16 protein-coding genes are annotated in these 23752 nt (G+C 63.6%); 10 read left to right on the forward strand and 6 right to left on the reverse strand.

Going from position 1 to position 23752, the window contains the following annotated elements; translation table 11 throughout:
* The first annotated feature begins 39 nt into the window (after window positions 1-39).
* From JN279_RS03585 to JN279_RS03595, 3 genes are all read left to right on the forward strand, one after another.
* A complete protein-coding gene (locus JN279_RS03585) occupies window positions 40-1137 on the forward strand; it encodes a methionine ABC transporter ATP-binding protein (protein WP_202352003.1) in 1098 nt (365 codons plus the stop codon).
* Window positions 1118-1774 (forward strand): methionine ABC transporter permease, encoded by a 657-nt coding sequence (locus tag JN279_RS03590; protein ID WP_202352004.1) that lies wholly within the window; start codon window positions 1118-1120, stop codon window positions 1772-1774. Before JN279_RS03585 ends, JN279_RS03590 begins: the two co-directional genes overlap by 20 nt.
* A 369-nt stretch (window positions 1775-2143) precedes the next feature.
* On the forward strand, window positions 2144-4048 hold the full coding sequence (locus JN279_RS03595; protein ID WP_202352005.1) for a BTAD domain-containing putative transcriptional regulator: 1905 nt from the start codon (window positions 2144-2146) through the stop codon (window positions 4046-4048).
* A 23-nt stretch (window positions 4049-4071) separates the two neighbouring features.
* On the opposite strand, the gene JN279_RS03600 is transcribed toward JN279_RS03595, so the two are convergent.
* The 4 genes from JN279_RS03600 to JN279_RS03615 all read right to left on the reverse strand — a co-directional run bounded on the left by JN279_RS03600 (window position 4072) and on the right by JN279_RS03615 (window position 10000).
* Window positions 4072-5187, reverse strand: coding sequence for an aminomethyltransferase family protein (locus tag JN279_RS03600; RefSeq protein ID WP_244734394.1), 1116 nt, complete (start codon window positions 5185-5187; stop codon window positions 4072-4074).
* A gap of 67 nt (window positions 5188-5254) precedes the next feature.
* Entirely contained in the window at window positions 5255-6031 is a 777-nt protein-coding gene (locus tag JN279_RS03605; RefSeq protein ID WP_202352007.1) for an ABC transporter substrate-binding protein, read from the reverse strand.
* Window positions 6032-6156: 125 nt separating this feature from the next.
* Entirely contained in the window at window positions 6157-7899 is a 1743-nt protein-coding gene (locus JN279_RS03610) for a hydantoinase B/oxoprolinase family protein (RefSeq protein WP_202353635.1), read from the reverse strand.
* A gap of 16 nt (window positions 7900-7915) precedes the next feature.
* Window positions 7916-10000: a hydantoinase/oxoprolinase family protein gene (locus JN279_RS03615; RefSeq protein WP_202352008.1), complete on the reverse strand. Its 2085-nt coding sequence runs from the start codon at window positions 9998-10000 to the stop codon at window positions 7916-7918.
* Between the two features lie 220 nt (window positions 10001-10220).
* Between JN279_RS03615 and JN279_RS03620 the strand changes: the two genes are divergently transcribed.
* From JN279_RS03620 to JN279_RS03650, 7 genes are all read left to right on the forward strand, one after another.
* Window positions 10221-11048: a ferredoxin--NADP reductase gene (locus JN279_RS03620; RefSeq protein WP_202352009.1), complete on the forward strand. Its 828-nt coding sequence runs from the start codon at window positions 10221-10223 to the stop codon at window positions 11046-11048.
* Between the two features lie 501 nt (window positions 11049-11549).
* Complete coding sequence (locus JN279_RS03625) at window positions 11550-12704, forward strand: efflux RND transporter periplasmic adaptor subunit (RefSeq protein ID WP_244734396.1); 1155 nt, start codon at window positions 11550-11552, stop codon at window positions 12702-12704.
* Window positions 12704-15862, forward strand: a complete 3159-nt coding sequence (locus JN279_RS03630; protein ID WP_202352011.1) for an efflux RND transporter permease subunit — start codon at window positions 12704-12706, stop codon at window positions 15860-15862. The genes JN279_RS03625 and JN279_RS03630 overlap by 1 nt, the downstream gene beginning before the upstream one ends.
* A 201-nt stretch (window positions 15863-16063) precedes the next feature.
* Window positions 16064-17119 carry a deoxyribose-phosphate aldolase gene (gene deoC / locus JN279_RS03635; RefSeq protein ID WP_202352012.1) on the forward strand — a complete coding sequence of 352 codons (1056 nt, stop codon included), beginning with the start codon at window positions 16064-16066 and terminating at the stop codon, window positions 17117-17119.
* Window positions 17120-17185: 66 nt separating this feature from the next.
* The gene (locus JN279_RS03640) at window positions 17186-19558 is read left to right on the forward strand and encodes an aldehyde dehydrogenase family protein (RefSeq protein WP_202352013.1); all 2373 of its coding nucleotides are present in this window, start codon (window positions 17186-17188) and stop codon (window positions 19556-19558) included.
* A gap of 300 nt (window positions 19559-19858) precedes the next feature.
* Window positions 19859-20590 carry an SDR family oxidoreductase gene (locus JN279_RS03645; RefSeq protein WP_096452273.1) on the forward strand — a complete coding sequence of 244 codons (732 nt, stop codon included), beginning with the start codon at window positions 19859-19861 and terminating at the stop codon, window positions 20588-20590.
* A gap of 26 nt (window positions 20591-20616) precedes the next feature.
* On the forward strand, window positions 20617-21462 hold the full coding sequence (locus tag JN279_RS03650) for a fumarylacetoacetate hydrolase family protein (protein ID WP_202352014.1): 846 nt from the start codon (window positions 20617-20619) through the stop codon (window positions 21460-21462).
* A gap of 193 nt (window positions 21463-21655) precedes the next feature.
* On the opposite strand, the gene JN279_RS03655 is transcribed toward JN279_RS03650, so the two are convergent.
* Window positions 21656-22654 (reverse strand): ABC transporter ATP-binding protein, encoded by a 999-nt coding sequence (locus JN279_RS03655; protein WP_202352015.1) that lies wholly within the window; start codon window positions 22652-22654, stop codon window positions 21656-21658.
* Between the two features lie 17 nt (window positions 22655-22671).
* Window positions 22672-23733 (reverse strand): Gfo/Idh/MocA family protein, encoded by a 1062-nt coding sequence (locus tag JN279_RS03660; RefSeq protein WP_202352016.1) that lies wholly within the window; start codon window positions 23731-23733, stop codon window positions 22672-22674.
* Window positions 23734-23752: the final 19 nt, after the last annotated feature.

Here is a 23752-nt window from a genome sequence, read left to right on the forward strand (position 1 = left end):
CCGCAATTGCGTCTTGCGATGGCGAGAATAGGGAACCGCATGAACCAGCATATAACGGCATCCCAGGAGATCGCCGATCCGACCCACGCCCGGCCCGACGCGTCGCAGGACGTGGTGCGCCTCGTCGACCTGAGGCGCCGCTTTGGCGCCACGCCGGCGATCGACGGCATCTCGCTGACGGTGCGCAAGGGTGAGATTCTCGGCATTATCGGCCGCAGCGGGGCCGGCAAGTCGACGCTGATCCGCTGCCTGAATGGGCTGGAGCGGCCGGATTCCGGCGAAGTGTTCATCGAGGGCCGCGAGATCAGCCGGCTCGGCGAGCGCGACCTGCAGCCGTTGCGGCGGCGCATCGGCATGATCTTCCAGCATTTCAACCTGCTGTCGGCCAAGACGGTCGAGGAGAATGTGGCGCTGCCGCTGAAGATCGAGGGCCGCCCGAAGGCCGAGCGTCTGGCGCGGGCGGCAGAGCTGCTCGAGCTGGTCGGCCTGTCGGAGAAAGCCAAGGCCTATCCGGCTTCGCTGTCCGGCGGCCAGAAGCAGCGCGTCGGCATCGCCCGGGCGCTCGCCGCACGGCCGGCGCTGCTTCTGTCGGATGAAGCGACTTCGGCGCTCGACCCCGAGACGACCCGCTCCATTCTGGCGCTGCTGAAAGATATCAACCGGCAGCTTGGCCTGACCATCCTTTTGATCACGCATGAGATGGAGGTGATCCGCTCGATCGCCGACCGCGTGGCGGTGATCGATGCCGGGCGCATCGTCGAGCAAGGGCCGGTCTGGTCGGTGTTTGCCGATCCGCAATCGGACATCACCAAAAGCCTGCTCGGCGCCATCCGGCCAGAGCTCCCGGCCGAACTGGCGGCGCGCTTGCTGCCGGCTTCCGGCGCCGAGACGATCCTGCGCGTGGACGTGGCGGGTGAAGCGGCAAGCGGCCCGCTGCTGTCCGACCTTGCCACTTCTGTTCCGGGCGCCTTCCGCCTCGTCCATGGCGGTATCGACCATATCCAGCAGCAGCCCGTCGGCACGCTGTTTCTGTCCGTTCCCGGCAGCGATGCAAGCCATCTCGCCGAAGTGATTACATTCCTGAAGGCCCGCCAGGCGCGGGTGGAGGTGCTTGGCCATGTCGCCAGTCCTGTTTGAGCTTCTGCTGCGGTCGATCTGGGAGACGGTGCTGATGACGGCCGCCTCCGGCCTCATCTCGCTGGTCTTCGGCCTGCCGCTCGGGCTCGCTCTGATCGCCACCGAACGCGGCGGCATCGCCGAGAGCCTGTGGGTGAACCGCGTGCTCGGCGCCATCATCAACGGCTTCCGCTCGGTGCCCTTCATTATCCTTCTGGTGGCGCTGATCCCGCTGACGCGGCTGATCGTCGGTACCTCGATCGGCACCTGGGCCGCCATCGTGCCGCTGTCGATCGCCGCCACGCCTTATTATGCGCGCATCGCCGAAGTGTCGCTGCGCGAGGTCGACCACGGCCTGATCGAGGCGGCGCGGGCCATGGGCGGCAACCGCTGGACGATCATCCGCGAGGTTCTGGTGCCCGAGGCGCTTCCCGGCATCGTCGCCGGCTTCACGGTGACGCTGGTGACGCTGATCGGCGCCTCGGCCATGGCCGGCGCGATCGGTGCCGGCGGCTTGGGCGACCTCGCCATCCGCTACGGCTATCAGCGTTTCGAGACCTCGGTGATGGTGGCGGTGGTTATCGTGCTGATCGTCCTGGTCTGTGGCATCCAGTGGGCGGGGGATCGATTGGTGGCGCGGCTGGATCGGCGGGGGTGATTTACAAGCCAACGGACGCTTCGCGGCGTTCGGGCGAAGCCCTTCAGTACTTGTCGCAGTCCGCGTCGGAGCGCCGCTAGGGACTATTCTCATCGAGACCGGTCGCCGCGCCGTAGGCCTTCCAGGTCGCTGAGGCATATGCCTCGGTTATACGACACAAGAAGCAACCCAGACGGAACTTCGGCCGCTTCAAGAGCCTCTTCTTGAGAGTCCCGCCCGCCTTTCCCAGAACCTCTGTGACGACCGACATTGGTGTTTCCTCTCAGATGTTGTTTAGTTGCGAGAGGCAGCATCGAATTCGGGGCGTGAGACGGCTGTGAAAAGCCTCGTGAAAATCGCGGAAAAGGCTGAAATTCAGGGTAAATCGCGATGAGCTTGGCGCGGCTCGATCTGCTGGGTGGTTTTCGCCTGACATCCCATGACGGGGAAACCCTCGAGGTACGCGCGAAGAGGAGCCGGGCGCTTCTGGGCGTCCTCGCCGTAGCGCCGAAACAGGAGGCGACGCGTCACAAGCTGGCTGCTCTTCTATGGAGCGATCGAGGTGAGGAGCAGGCCAGGGACAGCCTGCGGCAGGCCTTGGGCGCTATCCGCAAGGACTTTACCGGGTTGGGGGCGGATGCCTTGGCCCTGGTCGGGGATCGTGTCGCGCTCAATCCGAAATTCTTCACCATCGACGTGACTGAATTCGTGGCTGCATCCGCGAGCCGTGACACGGCTGAGCTGCGGCGGGCTGCCACCCTCTATGCCGGCCCTTTTCTCGATGGTTTGAGCACGTTTGACAACGCTTTCGAGGATTGGCTTCGCGAGGTGCGTGCCGACCTGTCCCTGCGGGCAATCGATGCGTTCCAGCTTCTGGCGGAATCGGAGAGCGGCATCGAGCGCGTTGCTATTTGCGAACGGCTGGTTGCTCTTGATCCGCTGCGGGAGCCGTCGCATGTCGCGTTGATGCGGGCGCATATCGCCCTGGGTCAGGCCGCGCTCGCCATCAAGAAGTATGAGACCTGCAAGTTGTTGCTGAAGCGCGAACTGGACCTGGAGCCTGGCGACGAGCTCCGGCTGTTGCGCAGGAGCATGGACGAGGCGCCCAGACCGCAGACCGGTGGCGCATCAAGCCGCGGGCCAGCCGTTGCGGTACTTGCATTCGAGAATATGAGCAGCGATCCCAACCAGGAGTATTTCAGCGATGGGGTCACCGAGGACATCATCACCGAACTGGGACGATTCGGCGAACTTCATCTGATAGCCCGCAATTCCTCCTTTGTGTTCAAGGGAAAGGTTGTCGATGCCGTCACGATCGCGAAGCAATTGTCCGTCGACTACCTGCTTCGAGGCAGCATTCGCCGTGCCGGCGACAGGGTCAGGATATCATCGCAACTCATAGAGGCCAGATCCGGCAATCAAATCTGGGCCGATCGATTCGATCGGGAGCTGATCGATATTTTTGAGCTTCAGGAAGAGATCGCCAGAAGTGTCGCCATCACCGTCATCGGCACAATCCGAACTTCGGGTGTGGAGAAGATACGGCGCCTTCCGATCACCCAGCTCGATGCCTACGATCTGTATCTTCAGGCTCGCGTTCTGATGGTTCGCTATGACACTACTCTGGAAGCAGAGCCCTACCTTGCCAGGGCGATCGAGCTCGACCCGAATGTCGCTACCATCCATGCAATGATGGCGACTGTCCTCACAAGCAAATGGCTACTCGAGGGGGACGGGAACACGCTCAAGGTCGCTCTTAGCCACGGTCTGCGTGCTCTAAAACTTGAGCCGAAACAGGCATGGAGCCATACAGCGGTCGGTCACACGCTCATCTTCATGGGACAATTGGAGGAGGCGTTGCTGCATCTCGAGCAGGGTGTGAACCTCAATCCGAACGAAACCCGAGCGAGAGCGATACGGGGCTTGTGCTGGAGCTATCTCGGTCGGCATGAGGAAGCTTTGTTCGACCTGGACGTCTGTATCGCGCGTGATCCGCTAAATTACGATTGGTTCTGGGATCTACGCGGACAGGTTCTCCTGGTACTCGGACGCTATCCCGAGGCGATAGCCTCCTACCGGAACCTCCATTCTTACGCATTTTGGGCACATGCGTTTCTGGCGGTCTGCCATTGGAGAATGGGCAACGAGCAACTCGCCGCTCACGCAGCCGGACAGTGTCTGGCGGCAAGGCCCGATGCGACCGTAAGCGCCATCTTGATCGATCCGTATCGTGACCCAAAGATCCTTGAGGATCTTCGCAGAGACCTGCTTGCCGTCGGCATACCCGATGGATGAGCGAGGATCTTCAGTAAGCCGCGCTAGCCTCTCAACCTAATCCCTTCCGGGTCGAAGAAGGGGATCGGTGCCACGACCGCGCGGGTCGGCTTGCCAGCGATATCGATACTCAGCTCAGTGCCGACAGCGGTGAACGGCAGCCGCAGATGCGCGGTCGCCAGCATCTTGCCGAGAGAATAGCCGTGGTCGCTGTAGGTGACGATGCCGGCGTCTTCGCCGTCAGCCATCACCCTTGCACCTGTAGCCGCCGGTGTGTCGCCGTCGAGGATCAGGCCGGTCCAGCGTTCGTCGAGGCCCTTGTCGCGGATTTTGAGCAGCGCTTCTCGGCCGACGAAATCGCCCTTGTCGAACTTGATCCAGCGGTCGAGGCCGACATGGAACGGCGTGCGGCTCTCGTCCATATCGATGCCATGTGCCGGATAGGCCTTTTCCAGGCCGAGCGTGAACATCGCCAGCACGCCATAAGGTTTCAGGCCGAAGTCCGCCCCTGTCCGCATCAGCGCGTCCCAGACCGAAGCCGCCTCGTCGGCCGGCACGAACAGTTCGAAGCCGAGCTCGCCGGTCACACCGGTGCGCGAGATCAGGACCCTGGTGCCGTTGACATGGCCTGATGTGAACGCCCAGCGCTTCAACCCGTCGAGATCGGCATCGCCGATCATCGCCTTCAGCAGTTCGCGCGAGCGCGGGCCCTGGATGGTCGGGAAGGCAATGGCGGCGGTGATGTCGGTGACATAGGCTTTCCGCCCCTGGGCATGATGCTGCAGCCAGGGCAGCATCTTCAGCCGGTTGACCGAGCCGGTCACCAGCATGAAATGCTCAGGCGCCAGGCGGAAAACGGTGAGGTCGTCCATGATGCCGCCATCCTCGCGGCAGACCGTGGAATAGCGGACCTGGCCCGGTTTCATCGCCGCGGCATCATTGACGATGACATGGTTGACCAGCGCTTCCGCTTCCGGCCCCTTAATGTCCATCTTGCCCATGGTGCTGAGATCCTGCACGCCGACATTTGCGCGGGTGTTCAGGTGCTCGTCGGCGATGCCGGAGTAGTATTTGGCCGAGATGAAATCACCGCCGACCCGACCCATGGCCGCGCCGAGCCCGACGATGCTGCTGTAGAAGGGGGAACGCCGCTCAGCCAAGAAGGTCTCCATGATCACGAAAAACGGCGGCGACGACCGACACCGCCGAGGGCGTTTGTTGTCGGTCTCAGTTGCCGTAGACGTCGAAGGCAAAATATTTGTCGTTGATTTCCTTGTATTTTCCGCTGGCGCGCAAGGCGTCGATGGCGGCATTGAACTTGTCCGCCAGTTCCTTGTTGCCCTTCTGCAGGGCGATGCCGACGCCGGGGCCGTGAATGGCCGGATCGGCGGTCAGCGTGCCGAGCAGCTTGCAGCAGGCGCCGTCGGGCTTCTTCAGCCATTCGGTCAGGATGATCGAGCCATCTATCATCGCGTCGAGGCGGCCATTGGCCATGTCGGTGCGGGCGTCGTCGCCGGTCGGGTAGGCCTTGACGGTCGAGCCCGCATATTTCTGCTCGGCGAATTTCTGGTGGATGGTGGCGGTCTGCACGCCGAGCGCCTTGCCTTTCAGATCGTCCGGCGAAGTGCCCGCGATGGTCGAATCCTTCGGTACGGCGATGGCCGGCGGCGTCTGGTAGTATTTGTGGGTGAACTCGACCTTCTCGGCCCGTTCCGGCGTGATGGTGATGTTGATGATGGCATCGAACTTGCCGGCCTGCAGTGCGGGGATCGAGCCGTCGAAATCCTGCACGGTGAACTCGCACTCAACCTTCATTTCGGCGCACAGCGCCTTGCCGAGATCGATGTCGAAGCCGCCCAGCGTGCCGTCGGCATTGGCGTAGTTGAAGGGCGGATAGGCACCCTCGGTACCGATCCTGAGCTTTTTGTCCTGGGCGCTGGCAGCACCGGTGGCAAGCGTGAGAGCGACGGAAGCGGCAAGCACGAAACGACCGAAAAGACGCATGTTCCAGATCCCCGTTGAGGACGAGAAGTCTACGGGCTTCCATGCGTGCGGCGGAGACGGAAACGACATGCGCTGCGGCGATCACGGCGCGGTGGGCGATCCGCGCCGTGACGGGTGGCGGTGCGCTAGCCGGCGCGCTGCCTGTCCGTTGCCTTGCGGTCAACGCTGAGATCGACCGCCGACAGGACCACACCGAATTTCTCGTTGGCTTCCTCTGAGGTGTAGTATCCCAGCGCCACGTCACGCTGCACTTGATCGGCATCACGCTCGCGCGGATCGCCATAGCCGCCGCCACCCGGCGTGCCGACCCGCACGCGGTCGCCGGCCTTCAACGGGATGTCCTGCTCCTTGGACAGATGCGGCGGCACATGCTCCTCGCCGTTGCGGAACACGGTCACCGTATTGACGGCGCCATCGCTGCCGCCAAGCGCGCCTTGCGGGCCGAAGCGGCCGTGATCCATGACGAAGGAGGCTCGGGCATCGCCGCGCAGGATTTCGACCTCATAGGCGAGGCCGAAGCCGCCGCGATGCTTGCCGGCGCCGCCCGAGCCTTCGCGCAAGGCGTAGTGGCGATAGAGCACCGGAAAGGCCTGCTCCATGATCTCGACCGGCGGCGACTTGGAAATGCCGATGGTCGAGCAGCCATTGGTCAGCCCGTCATGGCCCGAATTGCCGCCATAGCCGCCGCCGGAGATCTGGTACATGACGTAATCGCGGCCGCGCGCCGGATCGTTGCCGCCGAGCGCGAAATTGCCGCTGGAACCCGCGGGCGCGGCCGTCACCTTGTCCGGCAATGCCTGCACCATGGCCGCGAACACCGCCTCGGCGATGCGCTGCGACACTTCGGCCGCACAGCCGGACACGGGCCGCGGGTACTTGGCGTCGAGGAAGGTGCCTTCCGGCCGCTTGACGATCAGCGGCTCGAAAGCGCCGGCACTGATCGGTACATCCGGAAAGATATGACGCATGGCGAGGTAGACCGACGACAGCGTCGTCGCCAGCACGCTGTTCATCGGCCCGGCGCAGGGTTTCGACGAGCCGGTAAAATCGAAGGTCAGCGTATCGCCCTGCTTTTCCACCGCGAGGGCGATGGTCAGCGGCTCGTTGACCACGCCGTCGGAATCGACAAAGGCCTTGGAGCAATAGGTACCATCGGGAATGGCCGCGATGTTGGCGCGCATCTGCTCGGCGGCGCGGCGGCGCAGCTCGGCGATTGCCTCGACGACAGTTTCGTCGCCGTAACGATCCAGGATTCCATTGAGCCGGTCCTGGCCGATCAGCAGCGCTGCGGCCTGTGCCCTGATGTCGCCGATGCGCTGGTCGGCGACGCGGATGTTGGAACAGATGATGGCGTAGATCTCCGGATCGAGCATGCCCTTCTTGAACAGTTTCACCGGTGGCAGCCGCAGGCCTTCCTGCTCGACCGCGGTGGCGGAAGCCGAAAAGCCGCCCGGCACCGAGCCGCCAATGTCCGGCCAGTGGCCGGTGTTGGACAGCCAGCAGAAAATCTTGCCGCCCCTGTAGACCGGCATGGCAAAGCGCACATCCATCAGATGCGTGCCGCCGAGATAGGGATCGTTGACGATGTAGATGTCGCCCGGCTCCGGCGGCAGGCAACGGCCGTCGGCGATCATCTCGATCACCGTTTTGGTCGAATATTGCATGACGCCGACGAACACCGGCAGGCCCTGGCTGCCTTGCGCGATCAGCGAGCCGTCGACGGCCGAATAGATGCCGTCGGAACGGTCATTGGCTTCGGCGATGACCGGCGAGAAGGCGGCACGGGAAAAGGTCAGGTCCATCTCGTCGCAGGCCTGCTGCAGAGCCGCCTGGAGGACCGAAAGCGTGATGGCGTCGAGCTTTGCCATATCAATGTCAGGCATATCAGACCTCGCCAATGTCGATGATGATGTTGCCGTCGGCGTCGCTGCGGGCGCGGTCGCCGGGTTCGAGCACGGTGGCGGCATCCATCTGTTCGAGGATCGCCGGGCCTTCGACAACCGCGTCGAGCGGCAATTTTTCGCGTGCATACACCGGCGTGTCGTGCCACTGGCCCGCATACCAGACCGGCCGGATCTCGCGCCGCGCTTCGTCGAGCGTCTCGGCGCGGCCGGCCGGATCGATCAGTCGCGACAGGTCGATCGCCGGGCGCACGCCGGTCACCGAGGTGTTGAGGTTGACGAGGTTGGCGCGGATTTCCGGCAGTTCGACCTTGAAGCGGGCGAAATAGGCCTTTTCGAACAGCGCCTGCAGCTCCTGCCGGGTCACCGATGACGAGGGCAGCGGCACGTTGATGATGTGGGTCTGGCCGACGAACTGCATGTCGGCGGAGTGGGTGACGCGGATCGTCTCCGGCTTCACCGCTTCCTTGCCGATCAGCTCTTCGCCTTCGTTTCGGTGCCGTTCCAATACATGGTGAAGCTGGGTTTCGTCGAGAACCGCGACCGGCTGGTTGATGGTGTTGACGAAGTCATGGCGCAGATCGGCGACGACGCAGCCGAGCGCGTTGGTGATGCCCGGACGCGCCGGCACCAAAACGCGGGGCAGGCCGAGTTCGCGCGCCAGCGCGGTGGCATGCAGCGGCCCGGCGCCGCCGAAGGCAAACAGCGCGAAATCGCGGGGGTCATGGCCGCGCGACACCGAGACCATGCGGATGGCGCCGGCCATCTTCATGTTGCCGAGCCGCAGAACCGCGCCCGCCGCCTCGACGCCCGACAGGCCGGTCGCCTTGCCGATTTTCTCCTCGAATATGCCGGTAACGCGCTCCGATGTGACCGGGTTTTCGACGGCCAGCAGCTTCTTCGGTGCCAGCCGGCCGAGCACCAGATTGGCGTCGGTGATGGTTGGCTCCAGGCCGCCGCGGCCATAGCAGATCGGGCCGGGATTGGCGCCCGCACTTTCCGGGCCGATCTGGATCAGGCCGGCGGCATCGACACGGGCGATCGAGCCGCCGCCGGCGCCGACCGTGTGCACCGCCACCATCGGCACATGGATCGGCATGGCATATTCGATCTCGATCTCGTTCGAGACCGCCGGCTCGGCGTTGCGGATCAGCGCCACGTCGGTCGAGGTGCCGCCCATGTCGTAGGTGACGAGGTTTTCGAAGCCGGCACGCTTACCGGTATAGGCGGCGGCGATGACCCCCGAAGCAGGCCCGGACATGACGGTCTTGGCCGATTCACGTGTGACGAAGCGGGCCGAGATCATGCCGCCATTGCCGTTCATGATCAGGAAGTCGCGGGCATAGCCTTTTGCCGCCAATTCCTTGCGTAGCCGCTCGACATAGCGCTCGAGGATTGGCTGCACCGAAGCGTTGACGGAAGCCGTCACCCCGCGCTCGAATTCGCGCGCTTCCGACAGCAGCGCATGGCCCGTGGTGATGTAGCCGTTCGGCCAGAACTCGGCGGCAATCTCGGCGGCGCGCCGCTCATGCAAGGGGTTGGCGTAGGAATGCAGGAAATGGATGACGAGGGATTCGCAGCCGTCGGCGATCAGCGCCTTCACCGCCTCGCGCATTTCGGCTTCGTCGAGCGGCGTGCGCACCGCACCCGAGGCCTCGACGCGCTCCGACACTTCGAGCCGGAGATTGCGGGGGATGATCGGGACGAAGCTGCCGGTCATGCCATAAGCTTGAGGCCGCGTGCGCCGGCCGAGCTCGATCACGTCGCGAAAACCGCGCGTGGTGATCATGCCGGTCTTGGCCAGCCGCCGCTCCAGCACCGCATTGGTGGTGGTGGTGGTGCCGTGGACGATGAGGTCGATGCCGTCGATCGCAAATCCGGTGACGCCAAGTGCCGAAACCACGCCGAACGCCTGGTTGTCGACCGTGGTCGGGGTCTTGGCGATATGCACCTTGCCGCCGTCCTTGCCGTCGATCAGAAGCAGGTCGGTGAAGGTTCCGCCGACATCGATGCCGGCAACGACATTTCCCCGGGAATCGCGCGCTTGCGCCGGAAAATTCTCTTTCATCGTCGAAACCCGAAATGCTGGGACTACGGATATGCGTCAGTTTGGAAAGGTGTTTTAAGGTAGCATCTTGACGCAAATATCGTTTGTATACTAATAAATTCCGGACACAAGAGCTTACCGCTTTGGAGTGTGCGAACGGCACGCCGGGATCTGAACGGTCCGGGCGCGCAGGTGAAAGTTTGGCGCCCGCGTCCCTTGTTGGGCCAGAAAGTTGGATTTGATGAACACCACATCCGCTCTCGACACCGCCGGCGCCCGCCCGCTGCAGTTTCCAATTCCGGCGAATGTCTATGCCGAGACCGTCGTCTCGGTGAAGCACTACACCGACCGGCTGTTCTCGTTCCGTATCACCCGTCCGCAGTCGCTGCGCTTCCGCTCCGGCGAGTTCGTCATGATCGGCCTGCCCAATGCCGAGAAGCCGGTGTTCCGCGCCTATTCGGTGGCCAGCCCGGCCTGGGACGAAGAGCTGGAATTCTTCTCGATCAAGGTGCCGGACGGCCCGCTGACCTCGGAACTGCAGAAGATCCAGGTCGGCGATACCGTCATCATGCGCCAGAAGTCGACCGGCACGCTGGTGGTCGACGCGCTGACCCCGGCCAAGCGGCTGTTCATGATCTCGACCGGCACCGGCATCGCGCCCTTCGCCAGCCTGCTGCGCGACCCCGACACCTATGAGAAATTCGACCAGCTGATCCTGACCCATACCTGCCGCGACAATGCCGAGCTGACCTATGGCCAGGAATTGGTGGCAGCACTTGAAAGCGACCCGCTGATCGGCGAGCTGACTGCCGGGCGCGTCACGCTCTACAATTCGACGACCCGCGAAGAGTCGGCCCGCATGGGCCGCATCACCGCGCTGATCGGTTCCGGCAAATTCTATTCCGACCTCGGCATCGAGAAGCTCAATCCCGAGACCGACCGCATCATGATCTGCGGCTCGATGCATATGCTCAAGGATGTCAAGGAACTCGCCGAAAGTCTCGGCTTCCAGGAAGGCTCGCTCAGCCATCCCGCGACTTTCGTCGTCGAGCGCGCTTTCGTCGGCTGAGGCCTGCTGCCCAGAACATGCTGCCTTTCCAGGCGAATACTCAAGTCTGGATAGGCTGCTGCAATAGCTCGGGCCACTCCATCCCAACCGCAAATGCGGCAAGCGCGCGCCTCCCGTCGCGTACCAGCCATATCTGATTTCGGGCCAGGCAAGATTTGCCCCGGAACGGCACCGACGACGTCTGCCGCGTCGACCGGGCCGGCATAGCCATGGGCGGTCGAACCCTCGCTCAGAGGGACCATAGAAGTCACTTTATTGCGATACAGCATTCAAGGCAGCCTCACGCATCCTTGAATGCTGCGGCGCAACATGACCGACTTGTAACCTGACAGGGCTGGGTCATCGGGACTACTCTTCCGGTGATCGACACGGTCGGTCCTAACCCCCAACCATCCTGAAAAGGCTTGATATTCTTGCCCGCAGGTGGACGGCATCATGACCATTTCCACAACACAGCAAGTCAGGCGAAACCGACCCATGCGTTCTCGGCGTATCGTCCTATTGACCACAATCCTCCTCCTGAGCGGCGGCTACGGGATTTGGCGCAACCACGCCGGCGGCGTGGCAAGCGCAGCCATCCAATCGACCCAATCCGCGCCCAAGGTCCCGGTCACCGTGGCCACCGTGCAAAAGACCGATTTCCCGCTTTACCTCTACGGGCTCGGGACGGTGACGCCGCTGAACAGCGTCAGCATCTCCAGCCGCGTCGCCGGTGTCGTCAACCGGGTTCCTGTCGAGCAGGGACAGATGGTCAAGCAGGGTGACCTGCTCGCCGAGATCGACCCTCGCCCGTATCAGGCGGTGCTTGACCAGGCGAAAGCCAAGCAGGCGGAGGACGAAGCGACGCTGAAGAACGCGCAGGTCGTTCTCGATCGCCTGTCCACGCTCCTGAAAAAGACCTTCGAAACCCAGCAGGATGTCGACAACCAGCAGGCGGTGGTGACGACTGCCGCCGCCACGATCGAGGGTGACAAGGCGGCGATCGAGGCGGCGCAGCTCAACCTCGATTTCACCCGGATCACGGCGCCGCTGAGCGGCAAGACGAGCTTCCGCACCATTGATCCGGGCAACATCGTGCAGGCCGGGCAGAACCCCGGGCTTTTCACGGTCGTGCAGCTTCAGCCCATCTATGTGTCGTTCACGCAACCGCAGGACGAGGTTTCGACCATCAACAAGGTTTTCGCTTCTGGCCCGGTTGCGATCGACACGCTGGGCGCCGATATGAAGACCGTGCTGGCGAACGGCAGGCTGGAGGCGATCCAGAACGCGGTCGACCAGGCGTCCGGCACGATTTCGCTCAAGGCAACGTTCACGAACCAGGACAATGCGTTGTGGCCGGGCCTGTCCGTCAACACACGCATCCGCATCGGCACGATGGCAGGCGCGATCGTGGTGCCGGACGAAGCCGTGCAGCATGGCCCCGACGGGCTCTTCGCCTATGTCGTCGGCGACGACGGCAAGGTCCGTCGGCAAGCCGTAAAGACCGGCCCTTCGGACGGCGGCGAAACGGTCGTCACCGACGGCCTCGGTGCGGGACAGCGTGTCGTGGTTGCCGGCCAATACCGGGTGGTTGACGGCGCAAGCGTCGACGCCACGACGGCTCCCGGCGCCGGACAGGCGCAGAACGGTGCCGCGCAGCCCGGGGGTGCAAGCTGATGGCAGCCATCGGTGTTTCCACGCCTTTCATCCGCTATCCCGTCGCCACGTCGCTGCTGATGATCGGCGTGCTGTTCGTCGGCGTGGTCGCCTACCTCAACCTGCCGGTCGCGGCGATGCCAAACGTCGACTTCCCGACGATCCAGGTATCGACCAGCCTGCCGGGCGCCGACCCGATCACCATAGCATCGTCGGTGACACAGCCGCTCGAGACGCAGTTCGCGCAGATCCCCGGCATTGCCGAAATGACGTCGAGCAGCCTGTCCGGTTCCAGCCAGATCACCTTGCAATTCGCTCTCGACGTCGACATCGCATCGGCCGCCGGGCTGGTGCAGTCGGCCATCAATGCCGCCGGCGGACAGCTGCCGAAGAACCTGCCCAATCCCCCCACCTACAGGGAGGTCAACCCGACGGATTCGCCGATCATGCTGATTGGCGCGAGCTCGACCGACTTGCCGCTGACGACGTTGAGCGACGACGTCTACACCAAGCTGGCGCAGGTGATCAGCCATGTCGACGGCGTCGGCCAGGTGCTGGTCGGCGGCCAGCAGACGCCTTCGATCCGTGTCCAGCTCGATCCGGCCAAGCTCGCGGCAAGGGGCCTGTCGCTGGAGGCAGTGCGCACCCCGCTGTCAATCGGCACGGTGGACCTGCCCAAGGGCAACATCCAGGGCCAAGTGCGCTCCTTCACCATCTTCTCCAACGACCAGATGACGGCGGCCGATGACTGGAACAACGCCATCATCGCCTATCGCGACGGGGCGCCGGTGCGGGTCAAGGATGTCGGCCGGGCCGTGCTCGACGCGCAGGACTACACCCAGGCCGGCTGGACCGACACGACGCGCGGCGTCGTCCTCGTCATTTTCAAGGAGCCCGGCGCCAACATCATCGACACGGTCGACAAGATCAAGGCCGAGCTGCCGATGCTGACCGCCTCGATGCCGGCGTCGCTGAAGCTGCAGGTGCTTTCCGACCGGACCCAGACCATCCGCGCTTCGGTGGCGGACGTGCAGTTCACGCTGATGCTCACCATCGGCATGGTGGTGATGGTGATCTTCCTGTTCCTGCGCAATGTCTGGGCAACCGCAATCCCGGCCTTCACCGTGCCGCTGGCGCTGCTTGGCGCATGCGCCCTGATGTGGTCTGCCGGTTACAGCATCGACAATCTGTCGCTGATGGCGTTGACGATCTCGATCGGCTTTGTCGTCGACGACGCCATCGTCATGCTGGAAAACATCGTCCGCTACATCGAGCATGGCGAGAAACCGATGGATGCCGCGATCCGCGGCGCCAGCGAGATCGGCTTCACCATCATGTCGATCTCGATATCGCTGGTGGCCGTGCTGATCCCGCTGCTCCTGATGAGCGGCATTATCGGCCGCCTGTTCAAGGAGTTCGCGGTGACGCTGGCCATGACCATTCTGGTCTCCGCCTGCGTCTCGCTGACGCTGACGCCGATGCTGGCCTCGCGTTTCATCAAACCGGCCAACGAGGAGCACCACGGCAGGCTCTACCGGTGGAGCGAAAGCGTCTTCGACGGCATGCTGCGCGCTTATGAGCGCGGCCTCGACCGGGCGCTCGGGCATCGTTTCATCACGCTGCTGGTGTTCCTGACCTGCGTGGGGCTGACCGGCTATTTCTTCACGCTGGTTCCAAGCGGCTTCTTCCCGCAGCAGGACACCGGCCTGATTTTCGGCCAGGTGATCGCAGGCCAGGATGTCTCCACCAGCCAGATGCAGTCCTATATGGCGCAATTTGCCGGGATCGTGTCCAAGGATCCGGCGGTGGCGCATTTCGCGGCATCGACGGGCGGCAATGGCAACACGCAGAACACCGGCCGCATGTTCATCCAGTTGAAGCCTCGTGACGAGCGCGACGTTTCGGCCGACCAGATCATCCGGCGATTGCAGCCGAAGCTCTCGGCCGTCCAGGGCGCGCGCCTGTTCATGCAGGCCTCGCAGGACGTGCGTGTCGGCGCCAGGCTGTCGGCGTCGCAATATCAGTACGTGCTGGAAAGCAGCGACCTCGACACGCTCGACGATTGGGCGCCCAAGCTGTTGACGGCCTTGCAGCGCCTGCCCGAATTGCGGGACGTCTCGACCGACCAGATGAGTTCCGGCACGACGCTGACGCTGCAGGTCGATCGCGACCAGGCCGCCCGCTATGGGCTGACGGCGAACGACGTCGACAACACGCTCAACGATGCCTTCGGGCAGCGCCAGATCGAGCAATATTTCACGCAGCTTTCGACCTATGACGTGATCCTGGAGGTGCTGCCGTCGCTGCGCGGCGACCTCAAGGCGCTCGACCAGATCTATCTGACGACATCGAACGGTTCGCAAGTGCCGCTCTCGGCCATCGCCAAATGGACGACGAAGCCGGTGCAGCCGCTGGTCATCAACCACGAAGGCCAGTTCCCGTCGGTGACGATCAGCTTCAACCTGGCGCCCAACGTGGCGCTCGGACAGGCCACCGCCGCGATCGACAGGGCCGCCGCCGAGATGCGGCTGCCGGCGACCATCCAGACCAACTACACCGGGACGGCGCAAGCCTTCCAGCAGTCGCTGTCTTCGGTGCCGGTGCTCATCCTCGGCGCCCTGGTCGTGGTCTATTTGATCCTGGGCATCCTCTACGAAAGCTACGTCCACCCGCTGACCATTCTGTCCACGCTGCCATCCGCCGGGCTTGGCGCGCTGGGTACGCTGCTGGTCTTCCATATGGAATTCAACCTGATCGGCCTGATCGGCGTCATCCTGCTGATCGGCATCGTCAAGAAGAACGGTATCATGATGGTCGACTTCGCCATCGCGGCGGAAAGGGATCAGAACCTCAGTTCCCTGGAATCGATCCGCCAGGCCTGCCTGCTGCGCTTCCGGCCGATCATGATGACCACCATGGTCTCCATGCTGGGCGCACTGCCGCTGATGCTGGAGAACGGCACGGGGGCGGAAATCCGCCAGCCGCTCGGCTACACCATGTTCGGCGGTCTGCTTGTCAGCCAGGCGCTGACGCTGTTCACCACGCCGGTGATCTATCTCTATCTCGACGACCTTTCGCATTGGCTCACTTCATTGCGTAAGCATGAGCAGGATGACAGTGAACCCGAGCGCGTGGAGGTTGAAATCGGCGCGCCTCAGCGCAAGCTGGCGGCCGAATAGGCGCCCTCAACGCTTAAGGCCGGCATCAGACAGGACAGGCTTGTGGCCTCGGTCCAAACGATCGTGTAAGTATCGCCCTAAGGCGCGTCGCGTCGAAACGGATTCACGCAACGCGCTTTAGGTTTTTGTTTTTATGCATGTCGTTCCCCCAAAACCGAGGTCACTTTTGGGCGACATGCATTGAACGAGAAAGGGCAGGAAATGAGCAACACGATCCGCGAAGCCGAGCCTGGCACCAGCGCGTCCAAGGTGACGCCGCTGCCGGCCCGCGCCGCCGCCAACACCCCCGTACCGCTGGACCATCGCATTGCGCGCAATCCCGGCATGAAACTCGACCTCGGCTTCATGGAATCGGTGCGCAGCGTCAACCGATCGGCGCTGGAACGCCGCGTCGCCAGCCTGACCAAGCGGCGTTCGATCAAGGCCGACAACCAGGCGGCCTGGCTGCTGCGCGCTGTCGCCTGCATGGATCTGACGACGCTGAATTCCAACGACACCGAGGAGCGCGTGCGCCGGCTCTGCGCCAAGGCGATCAACCCGTTCCGCCGCGACATCGTCGAGGGGCTCGGCATTGGGGGGGAAACCATCCGGCCGGCGGCGGTCTGCGTGTACCATCCCTTCGTCGCCACCGCGGTGGACGCCGTGCGCGGCACTGGCATCCATGTCGCCGCCGTCTCCACCGCCTTTCCGCATGGCCTGGCACCGCTGTCGACCCGCCTGCAGGAGATCGAAGCCTCGGTGCGCGACGGCGCCGACGAGATCGACGTCGTCATTCCGCGCGGCCTGGTGTTCGGCGCCAAATGGCGGGAGCTCTACAACGAGATCGTCTCGATGCGCGCTGCCTGCGGAGACGCACATCTGAAGGTCATTCTCGGCACCGGCGACCTCGCCACTTTGCGCAACGTCATGCTGGCCTCGATGGTGGCGATGATGGCGGGCGCCGACTTCATCAAGACCTCGACCGGCAAGGAAAGCGTCAATGCGACGCTGCCGGTTGGCCTGGCCATGGTGCGCGCCATCAGGGCCTATTTCGAGGAAACCGGCTACCTCATTGGCTTCAAGCCGGCCGGCGGCATTTCCACGGCAAAGGCCTCGCTCGATTGGCTGGTGCTGATGAAGGAGGAGCTTGGCCGGCCGTGGCTGGAGCCGGAGCTGTTCCGCTTCGGCGCGTCGAGCCTTTTGACCGACATCGAGCGGCAGCTCGAGCATCATCTGACCGGGCATTATTCGGCCAATCACCGCCACGCAATGGCTTGAGCACCACCCCGATCGGCTTGGCCGATCGACCCTTCCCGCGAAGGGGAAGGGTGAAGGAGGCACCCCATGAACATTCTCGACCGCTATCACGCCATGGAATACGGCCCGGCGCCGGAAGCCCGCAACGAGGCCGATGCGTGGCTTGCCGCGCGCGATTTCGGCAAGGCGCTGTTCATCGACGGCGGCTGGAAAGCCGCCACCGGCGGCAAGACCTTTGAGACCAGCGAGCCGTCTTCCGGCAAGCTGCTGGCCAAGGTGTCCGACGCCAGTGCCGCCGATATCGACGCGGCGGTTGCGGCCGCCACCAAGGCCCTGCCGAAGTGGAGCGCCAGCACCGGCTACCAGCGCGCCAAGGTGCTTTATGCCATCGGCCGCGCCATGCAGCGGCACCAGCGCCTGTTCGCGGTGCTGGAATCGATCGACAACGGCAAGCCGATCCGCGAAAGCCGCGACATCGACGTGCCGCTGGCGATCCGGCATTTCATTCATCATGCCGGCTGGGCGCAGGCGCTGGACAAGGATTTTCCCGGGCACAAGGGCGTCGGCGTCGTCGGCCAGATCATCCCGTGGAATTTCCCGCTGCTGATGCTGGCCTGGAAGATCGCGCCGGCGCTGGCCGCCGGCTGCACGGTGGTGCTGAAGCCGGCCGAGTTCACGCCGCTGACCGCCATCCTCTTCGCCGAAATCTGCGAACGCGCCGGCGTGCCGAAAGGCGTCGTCAACATTGTTCACGGTGGCCCTGAAGCAGGTGCGGCCATCGTCAACCATGCCGGCATCCAGAAGATCGCCTTCACCGGTTCGTCCGAGGTCGGCAAGATCATCCGTAAAGCCACCGCAGGGTCGGGCAAGAAACTGTCGCTGGAGCTTGGCGGCAAGTCGGCCTTCATCGTCTTCGAGGATGCCGATCTCGACAGCGCGGTCGAGGGTCTGGTCGACGGCATCTGGTTCAACCAGGGCCAGGTTTGCTGCGCCGGCTCGCGGCTCTTGGTGCAGGAAGGCATCGCCGACGCCTTGATCGCCAAGGTCAAGACGCGGATGAGCCGGTTGCGCGTTGGCAGTCCGCTCGACAAGAACACCGACATCGGCCCGCTGGTCGATCTGACCCAGCTCGACCGGGTCAAGGGCCTGGTCGCCGAAGGTGCCAAGCAAGGCGCCGTCTGCTGGCAGCCGGATGCGGCGCTGCCGTCTTCCGGTTACTACCATCTGCCGACGCTCGCCACCGGCGTTTCGCCGGCTAACATCCTGGCGCAGGAAGAGGTGTTCGGACCGGTTCTGGCGACCATGACCTTCCGCAACACCGAAGAAGCGATCGAGCTTGCCAACAACACGCGCTACGGTCTTGCGGCGAGCGTGTGGAGCGAGAATATCAACCTCGCTCTGCATGTCGCGCCGCAGTTGAAGGCCGGCGTCGTCTGGGTCAACGGCACCAACATGTTCGACGCCGCCTGCGGTTTTGGCGGCTACCGCGAAAGCGGCTTCGGCCGCGAGGGCGGGCGCGAAGGCATGTTCGAATATCTCGCGGCAAAGCTGCCGCTCGGCCCGGTCATCAAGCCGGCGACGACCTCCGCGCAACCGGTCGAACAGGCTGACGGCACGGCCATCGACCGCACCGCGAAACTATTCATCGGCGGCAAGCAAGTTCGGCCGGACGGCAATTATTCGCTCGCGGTTGCCACCGCCAAGGGCAAGCTCGCCGGCGAAGTCGGGCTTGGCAACCGCAAGGATATCCGTGACGCCGTTGCGGCCGCCCGCGCTTGCAAGGCGTGGCCGGAGGCGACCGCCTACAACCGTTCCCAGGTGCTTTATTATCTGGCCGAGAACCTTTCCGGTCGGGCCGGCGAGTTTGCCTTCCGCCTGACAGAACTGACCGGCGCTACGCCCAAGGCAGCGCGGGAAGAGGTCGACCAGTCGATCGAACGGCTGTTCCTCTATGCCGGCCTTGCCGACAAGTTCGAGGGCCGCGTGCACCAGCCGCCGGCCCGTGCCGTGACGCTGGCACTGCACGAGCCGGTCGGCGTCGTCGGCATCGTCGCGCCGGACGCCTCGCCGCTGCTTGGCCTGATCTCGCTCATCGCGCCGGCGCTGGCCATGGGCAACACCGTGGTCGCCGTGCCGTCCGAGCGCTATCCGCTGCTCGCCACCGATCTCTATCAGGTGATCGAATATTCCGACGTTCCGGCCGGCGCCATCAACATCGTCACCGGACGGAGCGCCGAGCTTGCCGGCGTGCTGGCCAAGCATGACGATGTCGACGGGCTCTGGATATTCGCCGATGCCGACACCTGCGCCAAGGCGGAAGCCGAGTCCATCGGCAACCTCAAGCGCGTCTGGAGCGGCAATGGCCGCGGCCTCGACTGGGCGTCGGACGAGGCCGCCGGCGACGCTTTCCTGCGCCGCGCCATCGAGGTCAAGAATGTCTGGGTGCCATACGGAGATTGATTGATACTGCCAGCAATGTGCCCATTTTCGCTGCGATACGCCTGAACCTGTGTGGCAGCGCGACTCATTGTCCGGTTGTCATACATGTCGTTGCATCAGAGCAACCGATATGCATTACATCTGACGCCGCGAAGGTGATCGTGTTCGGGCTTGACGCCCGGACACATGTTCTTTAACGAGAAAAAACATCTTTATCAGTGAACTGGCTGCGACACAGGCCGCACAATCGAGCCTGACTGGCACATGACGCCTTCGCCGGCCGCCGATAAAGGCAGTTGACCCAAGCTGACGAGGAAAAACATGGCGGATCTGGCAGGCAAGGTCGTTGTCATCACGGCAGCGGCGCAAGGCATCGGCAAGGCGAGTGCACTGGCCTTCGCCAGGACTGGGGCCACCGTCCATGCCACCGACATCAACGAGGCGCTTCTCGCCGAACTCGCCAAGACGCCAGGGATCAAGACCCGCAAGCTCGATGTGCTGAACGACGAGGCCGTCAACGCCGCCTTCGCCGAGATCGGCCGCGTCGACGTGTTGTTCAACTGCGCCGGTTTCGTCCATTCCGGCTCGATCCTCGAGATGAAGGATGGCGATCTCGATTTCGCCTTCAACCTCAATGTCCGTGCCATGATCCGCACCATCAGGGCGGTGCTGCCCGGCATGCTGGAGCGCGGCGATGGATCGATCATCAACATGTCTTCCGTCGCCGGCGCCGGCAAAGGCGTGCCGAACCGCTTCGCCTATGGCGTCACCAAGGCCGCGGTCATCGGCCTGACCAAGGCAATTGCCGCCGACTATGTCAGCAAGGGCATACGCTGCAACGCCATTTGCCCGGGCACGGTCGAAAGCCCGTCGCTGCAGGACCGCATGCACGCGCAAGGCGACTATGAGGCTGCCCGCGCCGCCTTCATCGCCCGCCAGCCGATGGGCCGGCTCGGCACGCCGGAGGAAATCGCCGATCTCGCCGTCTATCTCGCCGGCGCCACCTATACGTCCGGACAGGCCTATAATATCGACGGCGGCTGGTCGATCTGAACCAATCTGACTGAGGAGAGAATTCAATGAAACTGCTGCGCTATGGCGAAGCCGGGAGCGAACGTCCCGGCCTGCTCGATGCGGATGGAACGATCCGCGATCTCTCCGCCCATGTCGCCGACATTGCCGGCACCACGCTTCATCCGGCCTCGCTGGAGATGCTGGGCAAGCTCGATGCGAAGTCGCTGCCGGCGGTATCCGGCAAGCCGCGCCTCGGCCCCTGTGTCGCCGGCACCGGCAAGTTCATCTGTATCGGCCTCAACTATTCCGACCACGCCGCCGAAACCGGCGCCACCGTGCCGCCGGAGCCGATCATCTTCATGAAGGCAAGCTCGGCCATTGTCGGCCCAGACGACGACGTGCTGATCCCGCGCGGCTCTGAAAAGACCGACTGGGAAGTCGAGCTCGCCGTGGTCATCGGCAAGACGGCAAAATATGTCAGCGAAGCCGATGCACTCGATTATGTCGCCGGCTATGCCGTTGCGCATGATGTCTCCGAGCGCGCCTTCCAGGCCGAGCGTCAGGGCCAGTGGACCAAGGGCAAGAGCTGCGACACGTTCGGTCCGACCGGCCCATGGCTGGTGACCAAGGACGAAGTCGCCGACCCGCAGAACCTCAAGATGTGGCTGACCGTCAACGGCAAGACCATGCAGAACGGCTCGACCAAGACCATGGTCTACGGCGTCAAATATCTGGTTTCCTATCTCAGCCAGTTCATGTCGCTGCACCCCGGCGACATTATTTCCACAGGCACGCCGCCCGGCGTCGGGCTGGGCATGAAGCCGCCGGTGTTCCTGAAGGCCGGCGATGTGGTGGAGCTGGGCATCGAGGGCCTCGGCCAGCAGAAGCAGACGTTTAGGGCGGACGTGTAGCGACAGCCTCCTACCTTCTCCCCTTGTGGGAGAAGGTGGCCTCGCGAAGCGAGGTCGGATGAGGGGTAAGCGCCTGAAATCTTTCGATCTTTTTACGCCTCACTCCGCTGGAACACCCCTCATCCGTCTCGGCGCTGCGCGCCGATCCACCTTCTCCCACAGGGGGAGAAGGTAAGAAGCGTTGGCGCCGGGCCTACTTCAGCACTTTCCCATCCGCGCCAAACCGATAGGTCTTCGCCGGATCGGGCGTCGCATACAACGTCGCACCTGGCTCAGCGTCATAGACGCCAAAGATGCGCACCGTGATCAGCCCGGCCTTTTCGCAATCGAGATAGAGATTGGTGTCGGCGCCGAGATGCTCGGCATGTACCACCGTGCCCTTCCAGGCGCCTGACTTCGTGTCGACCGTCAGATGCTCCGGCCGCACGCCGATGGTCTTGGCCGTTTCGCCGAGACGCGCGCCATCGATGAAATTCATCTTCGGCGAGCCGATGAAGCCGGCGACGAACTCGTTTGCCGGCGCATTGTAGAGCTCCATCGGGCCGCCGATCTGCTCGATGCGGCCGGCGTTGAGCACGACGATCTTGTCGGCCAGCGTCATCGCCTCGACCTGGTCGTGGGTGACGTAGATCATCGTCGCCTTGAGCCGGCGATGCAGCTGCGCGATCTCAAGCCGCGTGTTGACGCGCAGTGCCGCGTCAAGGTTCGACAGCGGCTCGTCGAACAGGAACAGTTTTGGCTCGCGCACCACGGCGCGGCCGATGGCGACGCGCTGGCGCTGGCCGCCGGAGAGTTCGGCCGGCCGCCTTTCGAGATAGGGCTCCAGCGACAGCATCGACGAGGCGATGCCGATGCGGCGATCGATCTCTGGGGCGGGCGTGCCGGCCTGTTTCAGGCCAAGGCCCATATTGTTCTTCACCGTCAGATGCGGGTAGAGCGCATAGGTCTGGAACACCATGGCGATGCCGCGCTTGGCCGGCGGCGTGACGGAGACATCCTCGCCATCGATCACCACCCTGCCCGAGGTCGAATCCTCGAGCCCGGCAATGACCCTGAGCAAGGTCGACTTGCCGCAGCCTGAGGGGCCGACGAAGACGACGAACTCGCCATCATTCACTTCGAGGTTGATGCCCTTCAGCACCTCGACCGGCCCGAAGGCCTTTTTCACATTCTCGATCTTCAGCGAGCCCACAATATTTGTTCCTAGCTCTAGAGTTTGACGGCTGCGCCGCTGCGCACGCTCTCGTCGGCGGCAAGGCAGACGGCGAGCGATTTGACCGCGTCGTCCATGTGTTTGGTGAGATCCAGATCCTCGCGAATCGCCTTCAGCACGAAGGCCTGTTCGAGGTCGCAGAGATCCTGGTGGCCGGGTTCACCTGCCATCGATAGCATCTGGTCCTCCTTGACGAATTTGCCGTCCGGACCGGTCGCGGCACTGTGCAGGCGGATCGTCGAGGTCTTGGTGTGGGTGTCGATGTCATCCGACTTCACACCTTCCTTCATGACGATCGACACGCAGCCATTCGGCGACATGACGTCCTTTACGAAGAAAGCCGTCTCCGAAATCATCGGACCCCAGCCGGCTTCGTACCAGCCGACCGAACCATCATCGAACAGCACCTGCAGGTGGCCGTAATTGTACATCGTTGGCGCGACCTCCTCGCTCAGCCGCACGCCCATGCCACGCACCTCGACTGGCCTTGCGTCGGTGATCTGCAGCATGACGTCGAGATAGTGGACGCCGCAGTCGACGATCGGCGAGGTCGTCTGCATCAATTGCTTGTGCGTCTCCCAGGTATGGCCCGAGGATTGCTGGTTGAGGTTCATGCGGAAGACGTAGGGGCCGCCGAGTTTGCGCGCCTCGGCGATCAGCCTGATCCAGGACGGGTGATGGCGCAGGATGTAGCCGATCACCAGCTTTTTGCCATTGGCCTTGGCCGCTGCAACGACGCGCTTGGCGTCCGCGACCGTCGTTGCCAGCGGCTTTTCGACAAAGACGTGGCAGCCGGCTTCGAACGCCCTGACCGCATAGTCGGCATGGCTGTCGGAATAGGTGGCGATGCAGGCGACATCGGGCTTTTCGTGGCGCAACGTGTCGTCGAAGGAGCGCCTGATGCCATAGCCGGACAGCCCGTCCGGCAGCGGCACGTCGGAGCGGTTGATCAGTGCCGCGATCTCGAAGCCCGGATTGGTGTGATAGGCCAGCGCATGGCTGCGGCCCATATTGCCGAGCCCGGCGACGACGACACGAAGGGGTGGTTTTGAGCTCACCTGGCTACTCCAGATATTC

It is taken from the genome of Mesorhizobium sp. 113-1-2 (assembly GCF_016756475.1).
In the GTDB taxonomy this organism is placed as follows: Bacteria; Pseudomonadota; Alphaproteobacteria; order Rhizobiales; family Rhizobiaceae; genus Mesorhizobium; species Mesorhizobium loti_C.